Raw genomic sequence first — 13,818 nt, forward strand, 5'->3', positions numbered from 1 at the left:
TATCGGCCCGCTTGGGCAGGACTTAAAACAAGAACGGCGCCCATCCCCTTTTGAGGAACGGGCGCCCGTCGGAAAAACTGCCCGGGAGAGGGGTTATACTCCCCCGGAGACGTTATACCCGATTAGTGCTTCTTGTGTTCTGAGACGTCTTCGAAGTCAGCGTCGACAACGTTGTCGTCCTTCGCTGCGCCTTCTGCGCCGCCAGCTTCCTGAGAGGCTTGCTCAGCTTGATAGATGGCCTGGCCGACCTTCATAGCTGCTTGCGTCAGCTTTTCACTGGCAGCCTTGATGGCGTCCGCGTTGTCACCGCTCAGCGCTTCACGTGCTTCAGCAATAGCGGCTTCAGCTTCGGTCTTGTCCGCTGCAGGAACCTTGTCACCGCCTTCAGAGATGGACTTCTCCGTCTGGTGGATCATGCTTTCCGTGCTGTTGCGCAGGTCAACCAGTTCACGTTTGGCCTTGTCCGCCGTTGCGTTTGCTTCAGCTTCTTGCACCATACGGTCAATATCGGAGTCAGACAGGCCGCCTGATGCTTCGATCTTGATTTGCTGTTCTTTACCGGTCGCCTTGTCTTTCGCCGTAACGTTCACGAGGCCGTTTGCGTCGATGTCGAAGGTGACCTCGATTTGTGGAACGCCGCGAGGTGCCGGAGCAATACCTTGCAGGTCAAAGTTACCAAGCAGCTTGTTATCAGCTGCCATCTCGCGCTCACCTTGGAAGACGCGGATGGTAACAGCTGGTTGGTTGTCTTCAGCCGTTGAGAAGGTCTGGCTCTTCTTCGTCGGGATCGTCGTGTTACGGTCGATCAGACGTGTGAAGACACCGCCCAGTGTTTCAATGCCCAGTGACAGCGGCGTTACGTCGAGGAGCAGAACGTCCTTAACGTCGCCCTTCAGGACAGCGCCCTGAACAGCCGCGCCGATAGCGACGACTTCGTCTGGGTTCACGTTACGAGCTGGCTCTTTGCCAAAGAATTCCTTAACGGATTCGATGACCTTCGGCATACGCGTCATACCACCGACGAGGATAACTTCGTCGATTTCGCTCGGGGACACACCTGCGTCCTTCAGAGCCGCGCGGCAAGGCGTCAGTGTACGTTGAACCAGATCGTCAACCAAGCTTTCCAGCTTTGCACGAGACAGACCAACAACGAGATGCTTTGGACCCGTTGCATCAGCCGTGATGAACGGCAGGTTGATTTCGGTTGCCTTGGAAGAAGACAGCTCGATCTTTGCCTTTTCAGCGGCTTCCTTCAGGCGTTGCAGCGCGAGTTTATCGCCGCGCAGGTCAATGCCTTGCTCTTTCTTGAATTCATCAGCGAGGAAGTCGATGATGCGGTTGTCGAAGTCTTCACCGCCCAAGAACGTATCACCGTTCGTTGACTTCACTTCGATCACGCCGTCAGAGATCTCAAGGATGGAGACGTCGAACGTACCACCGCCCAAGTCATAAACAGCAACCGTGCCGGAATCGCGCTTGCCATGGCCGTAAGCCAGAGCGGCAGCGGTTGGCTCGTTGATGATACGCAGCACTTCGAGGCCAGCAATCTTGCCCGCATCACGCGTTGCTTGGCGTTGTGCGTCGTTAAAGTATGCTGGAACCGTGATCACCGCTTGCGTGACGGTTTCACCCAGATGTGCTTCAGCCGTTTCCTTCATCTTGCCCAGAACGAAGGCAGAGATTTGTGAAGGAGCGTATTTTTCGCCGCGAGCTTCAACCCATGCGTCGCCATTGTCGCCCTTAACGATGCCGTAAGGAACCATGTCCTTGTCTTTAGCAACGGTTGGGTCGTCATAACGGCGGCCGATGAGGCGCTTTACAGCGTACAGAGTGTTCGTTGGGTTTGTAACAGCTTGACGCTTTGCAGATTGACCAACCAGACGCTCACCGCTCTCGGTGAAAGCAACCATAGATGGCGTGGTGCGTGCACCTTCGCTGTTTTCGATGACGCGGTTTTCTTCGCCTTCGCGGACCGACACGCAGGAGTTGGTCGTGCCAAGGTCAATACCGATAACTTTGCTCATGTTCTGTCCTTTCAGCGGCCTGGCCCGGCCCATATTGGCACCGGAGACAGGCCCTTTGTGACTGTCACACTGCATAAGGCTATAAGCCCCACACAGCTTTCAGGGTGAAACTTAGGCAGGGTGAGCCGCGCTTGCAAGGCCCTCTCTAAGACAACCAGATGAAAAAACGTTGGAAATTGTGTTTGTTTGCTCTGTGATCCCTTTCTCTTGGGAGCGGAATCGTTCACTCTTATGGGCATCATGCAGAGATTTTCGTTTTTCCGTCCGGTTTTGTTGGGAATGCTGTCTGTTCTGGCGGCGTGTGGTCCGATAGGGCCTGCGCATTTGCAGAATGATCAGTTGGAGTATTCGCGCGCACTTGGGGAAACGCAAAAGCGTGAAATGCTGCTGAACATCGTACGTTTGCGTTATGCGGATCCGCCGACATTCTTGGACACGACGCAGGTCATTGCGGGTTATAGTTTAACGCGGAGTGTGTCTGGCGGGTTTTATGCCTATCCAGCAACGGCGGTGAGCAATTATCTGAGTGGTTCGGGGTCTCTAACGTCCGGCGAGAGCCCGACCTTTACCTATCAGCCAGTGACGGGTGAACAATACGCAGAAAATATTGTGCGTCCTATTTCCCCAACGGTCATTATGCCGCTGAGCTTAGGCGGGCTGCCGATTGATGTGTTGTTGCGGTTAACGGCGCAATCCATTGATGGTTTATCGAATGTGCGGGGGTTAGGGGCTGGGCCGTTCGGTGGTGGCTCAGTGCGGTTCTATCTTTTGTTGCATGATTTGCGGCAGTTGCAGTTGGCTGGAGCGATGACCATTCGTATTACGAATGATACGCCGCAAGACAGTAAGAATCCGGATGCTAAAAAAGAGAGTGGTTCGGGCGGTGGGGCAGAGCATGCTTATCTGGTGCTTTCGGCCACGTCTGACAGTAATCTTCTAGCGATTCAGGCAGAAGTACGCCGTTTGGTGCATTTGGACCCGCAAGCTGAAGAAGCAGAGATTGTTTATGGCCCGTATCCGAAGCATCCGGGGCAAGTGGCAATTTTGACACGCTCTATGCTCGCGATGTTGACGCAACTTGCGTATGAAGTGGAAGTCCCCGAAGAGGATATTCGTAGTGGACGGACACCGCCGACCATCGGGCAAGTAGGGATTGATAGCCGCCCAGAAGTGGCAATTCATTCAGGGCCAGATGCACCTGACCGCCGTTATGCAGCGATTCAGTATAATGACATTTGGTACTGGATTGATGAGAAAGACTTTCAAAGCAAATTGGCCTTTACCATGGTTCAGGTGTTGAGTGCGCTGGCGGCAACCAATCATGCGGCGGGGGCTGTTGTAACCATTCCTGCTGGTTAAAGGACTACGGCGTGATATTTCCGTCACGTTTGGTGAGGTTTGTGTTTCTTTTTTCTGTTTGATGTCGTGGGTTTCGTCGCGCCGTGGAGTGTGATGTGCTAAGGCGCGCAAGCTAGGTTCTCGTGTTGGCTTAGAGGTTTTAGTCTCCCTTTCATTCTGTAGGGTTTGCCGCGCAATTTCATTATGATTAAAGGTTCCTCCATTCGGGCTAGGCGCCCTGTCATACTGCAAGTTCTGCCAGCGCTCGGTACGGGCGGTTTAGAACGTGGAGCCGTAGAAATTGCGGCGGCTATTCAAAAGGCTGGCGGGGAAGCCGTTGTTGCTGCACATCCGGGAGCTTTGTTGGTGCAGTTGCATCATGCCGGAGCGGATTATGTTGAGCTGGATTTGCGCAAAAAATCGTTATGGACGGTTTTGCGTGGGGCGCGGGCTTTAGAACGTATTATTCGTGAATATGGGGTGGATGTTGTGCATGCCCGCTCTCGTATTCCGGCATGGGCTGCGTGGCTGGCTTGTCGCCGCACGGGAACACCCATGATTACGACGTGGCATGGGACGCATAACGCCACTTGGTGGGGGAAACGGCTTTATAATTCTGTTTTGGTTCGTGGAACGCGGGTCATTGCCATTTCACGCTATATTGCTGGGCGTATGGTAGAAGAATACGGCGTATCTTCTGAAAAATTACGGATTATTCCGCGCGGCGCAGACCCCGTCCGTTTCGACCCGGCAGTGGTGTCTGGGGAGCGGATTCAGAATTTGGCTAGTGCGTGGGATTTGCCTCATGGAGCCCGTGTTATTCTGATGCCTGCGCGTTTGACGCGTTGGAAAGGGCAGGGTGTGTTGGTTGAAGCCTTGGCGCGATTGCGCCGGTTACTGCCTTCTGGTTGGGTCTGTGTTTTTATCGGCCCGGAAACGGACACGAATTTTGCGTCATGGTTGGGTAAGCGGGTGACCGCGCTGGAATTGCGTAGCTGGGTGCGATTTGCAGGGACTTGCTCTGACATGGCAGCGGCATATGCCTTGGCTGATGTGGTGGTTGCACCGTCTTTGCGGCCAGAGCCTTTTGGGCGAACGGTTGTAGAAGCACAGCTTATGGGCAAGCCGGTGGTGGGTACGGCGCAAGGCGCGATGATGGAAACGATTTTGCCGGATGAAACCGGTGTGGTTGTGCCGCCTTATGATGAAGAGGCTTTGGCAGTCGTTCTGGAGCGTTTGTTAACGACGGAAGCGGATACGCTGGCTTATTTAGCAGAGAATGCACGTGCGCATGTTTTGCGTGATTATACGACGCGGAAAATGCAGGCAGCGACGTTGGGTGTATACGATGAAGTGCTAGGTACGGCGCTGCGTCAGAAGTTTGAAGGAGAGTGTCTTGGGCGATGAGGTGAAGGCGGCGAATGCGTCGGAGAAAACAGAAGGCACTGAAGATCAACAGCATGTGACAAGTCGTGTGCAGCAAGCGCAGGAAGAGCGGCGTTTAAGGGAGGCAAAGGCGTTACGGGCTAATTTAATGCGCCGGAAACAGCAACAGCGTACCCGCCCAGAATGAGCACTGCGCGGCATGGGAGTGTTTTGTCCCTACAAGAATTAGCGCTTACCTTTATTACGTGCTTGTGGGGTGGGACGTTTCTTGTGCTGCACATTGCGATGCAGCATTGTGGACCTTTGTTTTTCGTTGGTATCCGCTTTCTCCTCGCCGCAGTGATGGTTGCGCTGTTAGCCGGTAAAAGCATGCTTTGTTTGCAGCGCCGCGAAGTGTGGGCTGGAGTTTTTATCGGTATCGCATTGGCTCTGGGCTACGCACTGCAATGTATGGGGCTGGAGAGTATTACGTCCAGTCGTTCGGCATTTTTGACGGCGTTGTATGTGCCATTAGTGCCGTTATTCCAGTGGGTGTTACTGCGTAAGAAACCGCATTTAATGAACTTTATTGGGATTGGTTGCGCTTTCGTGGGGTTGGTTGTGATAGCAGGGCCAGCAGCGCTTCAATTGTCTTTAAGTCATGGCGACGCCATGACGGTTTTCGCGGCTTTAGCCATTGCGTTGGAAATTGTTTTTATCAGTCTATTTGCCCAAGGTGTGGATAGTCGCCGTGTTACGGTCATGCAACTTGCTGCGGGCGGGTGTGTGTCTGTGTTGCTTATGCCTGTCGTTGGGGAGGCGGTGCCGACATTTTCTTGGGTTTGGTTGGTGTGTGCGTTCGGCTTAGCGTTACTGAGTGCGCTTGTGCAACTGATCATGAACTGGGCACAAAAATCTGTCTCTCCGGCTAAGGCAACGGTGATTTATGCAGGTGAGCCTGTTTGGGGTGGCCTAGTGGGGTGGTTGGCTGGAGATGTTTTAGGAGTGAACACTTTGCTCGGTGCTGCGTTGATTGTGGCTGGTGTCATCATCAGTGAATTAAAGCCGCGTCGGGGTGGGAAAGTGCCGATGACGTCCTCTTCTGCGTAGAGAACGTCTTGTCACGCATTGCACCGTGGGCACGGTATCGCTAGAGCAGGGAAGAGACCCCTGCTGAAGGATAATAACAATGCCAATCATGCCTGATACTTGGATCCGCCAGATGGCGACGGAACGCGGGATGATTGAGCCTTTTGTTGAAGCGCAGAAGCGTGAAGGTGTTATTTCTTACGGGCTGTCGTCCTACGGGTATGATGCGCGTGTTGCGGATGAGTTCCGTATTTTTACGGATGTAGACAGCGCGATTGTTGATCCGAAGAACTTTACGCAGAACAGTTTTGTGACGCGCCATGGCGATATTACGATTCCGCCGAATAGTTTTGCGCTGGCGCATACGGTCGAATATTTCCGGATTCCACGTGATACGTTGGTCGTGTGTTTAGGAAAGTCGACCTATGCTCGCTGTGGTATTATTGTAAATGTGACACCGCTTGAACCCGAATGGGAGGGGCAGGTGACCATTGAAATCAGTAATACGACGCCACTTCCCGCGCGTATTTATGCCAATGAAGGTATTTGCCAGTTCTTGTTCTTCCAGGGCGCGAGCCCATGTGAAGTGAGCTATGCTGATCGTGCTGGTAAATATATGCGCCAATCTGGTGTAACCACTCCCCGCCTTTAATTTTTTCTTCGCTCTCGAGGATCGTAGATCATGGACCGTTTTATTATTCGTGGCGGTAAACGCCTTGAGGGCGAAATTGAAATCGCCGGGGCAAAGAATTCTGGCTTGAAGCTGATGGTGGCAGGTTTGCTCTGCCCTGAGCGTCTGGTTCTGTCGAATGTGCCGCAAATTGCGGATATTCGGACCATGTGTGATTTGCTTCAACGCTTGGGGCTGACGGTTGAGCCATGTGGGCCACGTACGTTGTCCATCGGTGGCGAGATTGCCTCGATTGAAGCGCCGTATGATGTCGTCTCTAAGATGCGTGCGTCTATCTTGGTTTTGGGGCCTCTTTTGGCACGTCGCCGTGAAGCACGCGTGTCTTTGCCGGGTGGCTGTGCCATTGGTACGCGGCCTGTTGATTTGCACTTGAAGGGCTTGGAAGTCCTCGGGGCGAAAATTGACCTTGAAGGCGGTTATATTAATGCCTCTGCGCCAGATGGTTTAAAGGGGGGCCGGATTATTCTGCCTTTCGCGAGTGTGGGCGCGACGGAAAATCTGTTGATGGCAGCAACTTTGGCGGATGGCCGCACGGAAATTGTGAATGCCGCACGTGAGCCAGAGATTGAAGACCTAGCGAATTGCTTAAATGCGATGGGGGCTAAGGTCACGGGGGCTGGGTCAGGTACGCTGGTGATTGAGGGCGTTAAGGCGCTGCATGGCGCAGAATATGCTGTGATGCCAGACCGGATTGAGTGCGGGACTTATGCTTGTGCTGCGGGTATTACGGGCGGTGATCTGTTGCTGGTTGGTGGCCGTGCTCAAGATTTGGGTGCTGTGATCCGTACGTTAGAAGAGACGGGTGTACAGGTGATTGAAGAGGCGCGTGGTTTGCGTGTGCGCCGCACCGGGCCGTTGCGTGGTGTAGATATTGTGACGGAGCCTTATCCGGGTTTCCCGACGGATATGCAGGCGCAGTTCATGGCAATGTTGGCGGTTGCGGAAGGTGCCTCGACGATCACGGAAACGATTTTTGAAAATCGTTTCATGCATGTGCCTGAGTTGAATCGTATGGGTGCGCAGATTAAGCCGCAGGGTCGTTCAGTGATCATTCGTGGTGTTGAACGTTTGTCTGGCGCGCCTGTGATGGCGACAGATCTGCGGGCATCATTTTCGTTGATTCTGGCAGGTTTGGCGGCTGAGGGCGAAACGCAATTAGGCGATATTCATCATCTGGACCGAGGTTATGAAGGTGTGGACCGTAAGCTTGCGGCATGTGGTGCCGATATTGAACGTGTCACGCTGAAGGATTGAGTGAGATGAGTGCGCCAGCACAGCGTTTAACGTTGGAAGATTTGGTCAGTTCTGTGGAGGCCGTGGTTTCGACAGAGAACGATTTTATTGCGAATATGGCCAATGTTTCAGCGCTTATTTTTGAAGCGTTGTCTGATGTGAATTGGGCAGGGTTTTATATCTTGAGGGGCCAAGAATTGGTTCTGGGGCCGTTCCAAGGGCGTATGGCGTGTACACGTATTCCAGTAGGGCGTGGCGTTTGCGGTGTCGCGGCTGAACAACGTGTGACGCAACGTGTGGACGATGTACACGCTTTTCCGGGGCATATTGCGTGTGATGCGGCTTCGGCGTCAGAAATTGTGGTGCCATTATTTTCTGACGGAGTACTTATTGGTGTTTTGGATATTGATAGCCCTGTGAAAGCCCGCTTTGGCGTGGATGAACAGGTTATTGTGGAGCAGGTCGCGGCTCTGGTCGGGCAGTGTTACCGGGTTAGGTAGTCTATACGTCGCGTCTTTTGTCGTATGTCTGATGGCGTAGATATAAAAAACCCCCGCTTCTCAGGAGAGAGGCGGGGGTTTTTGTGAAATGATGGTCTTAGAATGTTGCGTTGATACGGCCGTAGTAATAGCCGCCAGCCATCGGAACTTGTGCGGATGACGTGTCATACAGAGCTGCGCCGTATTGGCTCAGGACTTGTGGCAGCTTGCGTGGGCGAATGTTGAAGATGTTGTTCGCACCGACTGCGAAGTGCCAGTGTTCATCGGCGCGGTAGCCAACTTCAAGATCGGTCAGCCAGCGTGGTGTGTTGTTGAATTGTGCAAAGCAGGTGTTGGAGTAACGGAGTGCTTTGCCGGTTGCACCACATGTTGCTGAGGCTGGGGTCCAGTCTTGGTAGGTCATCATGTCTGTGGTTTGACCATAGCGTGTTTGGCGCAGGTTCACGTCCCATGAGCCGACAGTGTAGTAGGCGTTAAGGATGAGTTTGCTGCGTGGGTAGCTGGTGGTCAGGTAACCAATGGTTTGTGCATTGAGCAGGGATTGGCCGTTGCTATCCGTGCCAGCGTGATGCAGGCGTGTACGATTGAGGTCCAACGAAGCGGTCAGCATCACGTTGCCGTATTTATGCAGGCGCAGCATGTAGTCTGTTTTGATGTCCAGACCTTGTGTACGTGTGCTTGCAACATTGCCGAAGTAATAGGCAGAAATATTGGAGAGATCCATGCTGCCGAGCGGGAGGGCGTAGCCCATTGCTTGGATGGCATTGACCGCTGCTTGCCCTTTGGTGGTGCCGCCTTGTGCGATACGGTCCCGCAGGTTGATTTGGTACACATCGGCTTCAACATGCCAGCCTTTAAGGGGCTCGGTGACGATACCACCGCTTGCGCTGACATCACGTTCAGGCTTCAGTGGGCTTGCGCCGAGTAGGCGTGCCGCGCTGGAGTTGACGGGCAGGAGACCACTCGCTTGGGTGGGGTTCACGTTCATGGTGCTGTAGTGCTGTTCCGCGAGGGTTGGTGCGCGGAAGCCAGTGCTGATCGTACCACGAACGGCCAAGCGTGGGGTGACATCGTAGCGGGTTGAGACCTTGCCGTTTTGGGTATTCCCAAAGTCGGTATAGTGCTCGACGCGCCCTGCGAAATCGAGGTCCCACTGTTTGAGTGGGTGGAAATCAGCGTCTGCATACCCAGCCCAGACGTCACGGCTCCAATTACCTGCGCTTTGTGGGCGTAGGCCAGCATAGCCTTGTGTGCCGCCGACTTCATAAGAAGCGGGGTTGCCAGCGGTGATTTGGTACATATCGAGGTGGTGTTCGCCACCAAAGGCGAAGACAACCGGGACGCTGTTCATAAGTGTGAAGTGACGGCGCAGGTCTAGATTGTTGGTCCATTGTGCACTGCGATAGCTGAGGGCGCGTACATCCGTGGGGGACCAGCCACAGCCTAGGCTGGAGATATTGGCAACGTTCCCGTTGTTACAGGTTGATCCGAGCATTCCTGTATTAACGGTATTTTTGGTGCCGATGGTGTCTTCATCAGCGCCGTAAACAGTGCTGAGATCCCAATCAAAGCCAAAGAGGTTTTGTCCCTTTAAGCCCAGTGTTGCGGCATAGTCGTTTTCTTCGATCGTTTCGGTCGGAGAGAAGCCGTAGGGGTATAATGTGGGTGCAACGGTTGGTACGCGATAGTTTTGAATCGCCTCTGCGTGGCGGTGCGCGTACGTAATTTGTCCGTAGAAGTCGACGTTTTCGGCGATTTTTTTGCCAAAATCGATGCCGAGATTCTCACGTGTTTCTTCGGGTGTGCTTGTGATCTTATTGGAGTTGGTTGGCACTTTAATGGCATTAGCCACTACGCCGGTATAATAGCCATTTGTGTTGGCGCCTGTGGGCCAATATCCGAGCAGGCGGTGGTCTTTCGCATCACCGAAGAAATGGTCGGTGTGGTAGACTTGCCCACTGAGATGCAAGTACCCATCGGTTCCAAGTTTCATACCGCCATCGGCATTGACCTGATACTGCCAGCCATCCCCATTATAGGCATTAGCCCCGGTTTGGGCGGACATGTTCAGGCCGTGGTCTTGTTTTTTGGTGATGATATTGACAACGCCAGCGATGGCGTCTGAGCCGTACATTGCCGCAGCGCCGTCTTCAAGCACTTCAATATGATCAATCATATTGGCCGGGATCATATTCAGATCGACCGGTGTGGCTCCAAATTGTGGGCCAGAGTTTTGGACAATATTGCCTGTCACGTGGCGGCGTTTGCCATCCACAAGGATCAGTACTTGGTTTGGGTTTAAGCCACGCATTTGGATGGATGAGGTGAGCGAGGCGGTGTCCGAACCTTTAGCGGCTACGTTGATGGACGTGTATGTTTTGGTGAGCGCATCGGCCAAATTCATTTGACCTGAGCGACGGAGTGTAGCGGCGCTCACAACACTAATCGGGCTAGTACTTTCTCGTGCGTGGCGGTTGCTAGCATGTGTTCCCGTGATGATCATGACCTCACTGCCACCATTTTGGATGGCGTGTGGACGCGGCTTTTGAGGCGCTGTTACAGCTTTTGCAGGGGTAGGACGCTTATTGCTGCTGGGGGCAGGTTTTGCGTGTGCAAAGCTTGAAGAAATCGCCAAGAGTGCGGTTGTGGTGAGGCATAAAGATCGGACCGGGAACATCAATTCAGGACTCTCCGTAGTTGTTCATAGTGATTTTGAACTTATTTTTACAGAGACTCGTACCGGTAACGGTTTGTTTCGTAAAGAGACTATTAACGGAAGGATATGTTTTTATTGCCTTGAGAATGTGTTTTTATGTTTCACTACGGGGTATTAAAAAGAAACATAAAGTCTCCTTTCTGAGCATCGGCGGATCAGAAGGAGACTGTGAAGTAATTGATTTTATACTGTAATTAGTGAGATAAATTCTGATACGTCAGAGCAGATCGTGATGAATGAGCGGGTTTCAGGGGCAACGAATCCTTGTTCAACGGCATCATCCAATACTTGGATAAGAGATGTGGCCCAGCCATGAACATTCACGATGGTGATGCTCTTGTTGTGCAAGTTGAGTTGGCGCCATGTGACGATTTCCATCATTTCGTCAAATGTGCCGAAGCCGCCGGGTAGAATGGCAAAGGCATCGCTGAGTTCGAACATGCGTGCTTTGCGCGTGTGCATATCTGGTGTGATTTCGAGTTCTGTCACGCCGTGATGCATAATTTCGCGCTGGTGTAGAAATGTTGGGATAATCCCTATGACGCGTCCGCCAGCTTCTAAGGTGCTGTCTGCTACAGTGCCCATTAAGCCGACGTGACCACCGCCATAGATAAGTGTGATATTTGCTTTTGCGAGCGCTGTTCCAAGTTGTGTCATGCTCTCGGCATAGGCTGGGTTGTGCCCAAAGCGAGAGCCGCAAAATACAGCGCAAGAACGAATAGTCATAAATTTTCGGCCATGTTGAATGGGGTGAAAAGTCAGCTTCGACGTTGCCCCAAAGCGCGGCTAATGCCTATCCCTACGAGGCTGCAAAATGCTGCGGTTAAAAACATTATGGTGTAATTACTGTACTCGATAATTTGCCCAAGCAAGAGACCTGAGCAGGCAATCGCTAAGTCGATAAAGATAGAATATGCGCCTAAGGCGGCCCCACGGTTTTGTGGACCAGCACGGTTCACGGCCAAGACGCCCAAGGCAGGGAAGAGGAGTGAGAAGCCTGCTCCGGTTAGGGCTGCACCAATCACTGAGGCAATAGGAGTATGCACAAACCCTAAGAGGGCTAAGCCTACAGCTTCGACGCTGAGAGAAACAATAGCTACGTTTGCACCGCCGCGCCGGCCAATTTGGGATGCAAAGAGAAAGCGAATAGCGACGAATACAACGCCGAAAACGGTCAGTGTGTGCCCTGCGCCTGACCAGTGATGGACCTCGTAATAGAGCGCTAGGAAGGAGGAGATGGCACCGAACCCAATACCGCCCATAGCCAAAGCCATGCCGTGAGGGAAAACGAGGCGTAGGGCGGATTTGAAGGGAAGGGGTTTATCGGTGGAGGGTAGGGGTTTTACGCCTGTGTAGAAGGCAATGATGATAAGGCCGAGTAGTGGCAGGAGTGCGGAGAGGCCGCCTACGCTGTTTAATCCACCAAAGGGCATGGCCAAATGTGCAAGTGCCGCGCCGACGGGTGCCCCAAGGGCGATGCCGCCATAAGAGCAGATACCGTTCCATGAAATGGCAACGGATGTATTTTTTGCTCCGACGCGACGAATATTCCAGACAATAACCCCTGTAGCGGCCCAGCTTTCAGCCCACCCTAAGAAAAGTCGGCTGAGAAAGATAATGGCGAGTGAGAGGGCAGGAAGGTGTGCGAGAAGTCCTGCGCCGAGCATTGCGACCCCTGAGAGCTGGCAGGCGATGAGGCCGATGACGACGACAGGTTTGGGGCCGCGACTATCGACTAATCGTCCTGCTGAGGGGCGCGCTGCAAATGTAGCGAGGTATTGGAGCGAAAACGCAAGGCCCGCGATGGTTGTGCTGTAGCCGAGGGTATTTTGTACAAAAATCGTCAGGACTGCGTTGGGTAGACCGATGACGATATATACTAGCAGGTTGAACAAAACGACGGCAAGAACCCGTTGGGTCGGTGATGTCACCGGGGTGTCTTCCGCAGTCATAGGTCTGTTCTCCTGAGTGTGGTGGTTGTTGTATCTAACTTAAAGAGGAGCGTTTCGTCCTGAATGACAGTGCATTAAGCCAGTTTTGCCCGCACGTCACGGAGGAGTTAACGATGACTGAGAAAAGAATATCCGATCTCTTTTAACGCCGCGTTGGAAGGCCGGCGTTCAAGATGTGTTTACAGGATATTTTGCAGTCGGCTTTGGATCAGTGAGCAAGCTTTCTGGCGGAGCGGTTCAGCTAAAGAAGAGAGCGAGAATTGTTGTTGTGTGTTGTTGGCGGCTGTTTGCAGGATGCCTTGCTGGCCTGCTGCGTAAGAGGCGTTGCTGCTGACGCCTGCTTGTTGTGTGGCGGTTGATAGTAGGGAAGATGCATTCCCGGATGTGAGGTTGTTGGTAACGCAGTATTTTAAGACGCCAGCTAGGTTGGAAGTTGAGCTGTTGGAGAGGCTTGGTAGCTTCAGGCTATTACCAAAGGTACCGAGGCTATTGGCTAAAGAGTTGCTGGCGGATTGTGATGCAGCACCAAATGCTGATGTTGCTGCGCTCTGGAGGCCTGCCCCTTGGTTTGCAGCAGAGTTTGTCGCGTCACAGGCGCTTAAGCTGAACACTGCTGCGAGTGCGCTAACAGAAAGAAGGGCTGGGAGGCGAAAGGTTTTGGTCATCAGAGGTTATTCCTCAATCTATCATCATTAAGATGCGGAACGTGTTTGTGTGTTCCCACACCAGAGTAACGCAACATCTGCTGAAAGTGAGCGAGGAGAATGTGAATTTTATGGCGGCGGATTGAAGGGGTTATGTGCTGCTGGAAAGTTTTTGTTTTTTTTCATTTTTATGATTGACGTTTGTTTTATGGGTGTTTATAAGCCGCTTCACCGCACTGGACGGGTCCTTTTGAGGGTTTGGCATT

Annotated in this window: 12 protein-coding genes; 7 read left to right on the top strand and 5 right to left on the bottom strand. The window is 52.8% G+C overall.

Annotation, left to right across the window (positions count from 1 at the left end; genetic code table 11):
* Positions 1-122 precede the first annotated feature (122 nt).
* Positions 123-2,024 (bottom strand): molecular chaperone DnaK, encoded by a 1,902-nt coding sequence (dnaK, locus tag KB213_RS09340; RefSeq protein WP_068173427.1) that lies wholly within the window; start codon positions 2,022-2,024, stop codon positions 123-125.
* A 240-nt stretch (positions 2,025-2,264) separates the two neighbouring features.
* Between dnaK and KB213_RS09345 the strand changes: the two genes are divergently transcribed.
* From KB213_RS09345 to KB213_RS09375, 7 genes are all read left to right on the top strand, one after another.
* The gene (locus KB213_RS09345) at positions 2,265-3,383 is read left to right on the top strand and encodes a hypothetical protein (protein ID WP_249110444.1); all 1,119 of its coding nucleotides are present in this window, start codon (positions 2,265-2,267) and stop codon (positions 3,381-3,383) included.
* A gap of 183 nt (positions 3,384-3,566) precedes the next feature.
* A complete protein-coding gene (locus KB213_RS09350; protein ID WP_211682466.1) occupies positions 3,567-4,769 on the top strand; it encodes a glycosyltransferase family 4 protein in 1,203 nt (400 codons plus the stop codon).
* On the top strand, positions 4,759-4,935 hold the full coding sequence (locus KB213_RS09355) for a hypothetical protein (protein WP_157070947.1): 177 nt from the start codon (positions 4,759-4,761) through the stop codon (positions 4,933-4,935). Before KB213_RS09350 ends, KB213_RS09355 begins: the two co-directional genes overlap by 11 nt.
* Entirely contained in the window at positions 4,932-5,837 is a 906-nt protein-coding gene (locus KB213_RS09360; protein WP_211682468.1) for a DMT family transporter, read from the top strand. The genes KB213_RS09355 and KB213_RS09360 overlap by 4 nt, the downstream gene beginning before the upstream one ends.
* A 79-nt stretch (positions 5,838-5,916) precedes the next feature.
* Positions 5,917-6,468: a dCTP deaminase gene (gene dcd / locus KB213_RS09365; protein WP_068173414.1), complete on the top strand. Its 552-nt coding sequence runs from the start codon at positions 5,917-5,919 to the stop codon at positions 6,466-6,468.
* A 30-nt stretch (positions 6,469-6,498) separates the two neighbouring features.
* Entirely contained in the window at positions 6,499-7,761 is a 1,263-nt protein-coding gene (gene murA, locus KB213_RS09370; RefSeq protein WP_211682470.1) for a UDP-N-acetylglucosamine 1-carboxyvinyltransferase, read from the top strand.
* Between the two features lie 5 nt (positions 7,762-7,766).
* The gene (locus KB213_RS09375; RefSeq protein ID WP_211682472.1) at positions 7,767-8,240 is read left to right on the top strand and encodes a GAF domain-containing protein; all 474 of its coding nucleotides are present in this window, start codon (positions 7,767-7,769) and stop codon (positions 8,238-8,240) included.
* A 97-nt stretch (positions 8,241-8,337) separates the two neighbouring features.
* Here KB213_RS09375 and KB213_RS09380 read toward each other — a convergent pair whose 3' ends face one another.
* The 4 genes from KB213_RS09380 to KB213_RS09395 all read right to left on the bottom strand — a co-directional run bounded on the left by KB213_RS09380 (position 8,338) and on the right by KB213_RS09395 (position 13,573).
* The gene (locus tag KB213_RS09380; RefSeq protein WP_211682498.1) at positions 8,338-10,917 is read right to left on the bottom strand and encodes a TonB-dependent receptor plug domain-containing protein; all 2,580 of its coding nucleotides are present in this window, start codon (positions 10,915-10,917) and stop codon (positions 8,338-8,340) included.
* A gap of 222 nt (positions 10,918-11,139) precedes the next feature.
* A complete protein-coding gene (locus KB213_RS09385; protein WP_211682473.1) occupies positions 11,140-11,682 on the bottom strand; it encodes an LOG family protein in 543 nt (180 codons plus the stop codon).
* A gap of 32 nt (positions 11,683-11,714) precedes the next feature.
* Positions 11,715-12,908 carry an MFS transporter gene (locus tag KB213_RS09390; protein WP_211682475.1) on the bottom strand — a complete coding sequence of 398 codons (1,194 nt, stop codon included), beginning with the start codon at positions 12,906-12,908 and terminating at the stop codon, positions 11,715-11,717.
* A gap of 179 nt (positions 12,909-13,087) precedes the next feature.
* The gene (locus KB213_RS09395; RefSeq protein WP_211682477.1) at positions 13,088-13,573 is read right to left on the bottom strand and encodes a DUF2501 domain-containing protein; all 486 of its coding nucleotides are present in this window, start codon (positions 13,571-13,573) and stop codon (positions 13,088-13,090) included.
* Positions 13,574-13,818: the final 245 nt, after the last annotated feature.

The organism is Neokomagataea anthophila (assembly GCF_018122595.1).
Lineage (GTDB): Bacteria > Pseudomonadota > Alphaproteobacteria > Acetobacterales > Acetobacteraceae > Gluconobacter > Gluconobacter anthophilus.

Coding starts and splice junctions, on each gene's coding strand:
- KB213_RS09395 (WP_211682477.1), bottom strand. CDS start 13,573: ATGACCAAAACCTTTCGCCTCCCAGCCCTTCTTTCTGTTAGCGCACTC.
- dnaK (WP_068173427.1), bottom strand. CDS start 2,024: ATGAGCAAAGTTATCGGTATTGACCTTGGCACGACCAACTCCTGCGTG.
- KB213_RS09350 (WP_211682466.1), top strand. CDS start 3,567: ATGATTAAAGGTTCCTCCATTCGGGCTAGGCGCCCTGTCATACTGCAA.
- KB213_RS09390 (WP_211682475.1), bottom strand. CDS start 12,908: ATGACTGCGGAAGACACCCCGGTGACATCACCGACCCAACGGGTTCTT.
- KB213_RS09385 (WP_211682473.1), bottom strand. CDS start 11,682: ATGACTATTCGTTCTTGCGCTGTATTTTGCGGCTCTCGCTTTGGGCAC.
- dcd (WP_068173414.1), top strand. CDS start 5,917: ATGCCAATCATGCCTGATACTTGGATCCGCCAGATGGCGACGGAACGC.
- murA (WP_211682470.1), top strand. CDS start 6,499: ATGGACCGTTTTATTATTCGTGGCGGTAAACGCCTTGAGGGCGAAATT.
- KB213_RS09360 (WP_211682468.1), top strand. CDS start 4,932: ATGAGCACTGCGCGGCATGGGAGTGTTTTGTCCCTACAAGAATTAGCG.
- KB213_RS09375 (WP_211682472.1), top strand. CDS start 7,767: ATGAGTGCGCCAGCACAGCGTTTAACGTTGGAAGATTTGGTCAGTTCT.
- KB213_RS09345 (WP_249110444.1), top strand. CDS start 2,265: ATGCAGAGATTTTCGTTTTTCCGTCCGGTTTTGTTGGGAATGCTGTCT.
- KB213_RS09380 (WP_211682498.1), bottom strand. CDS start 10,917: ATGTTCCCGGTCCGATCTTTATGCCTCACCACAACCGCACTCTTGGCG.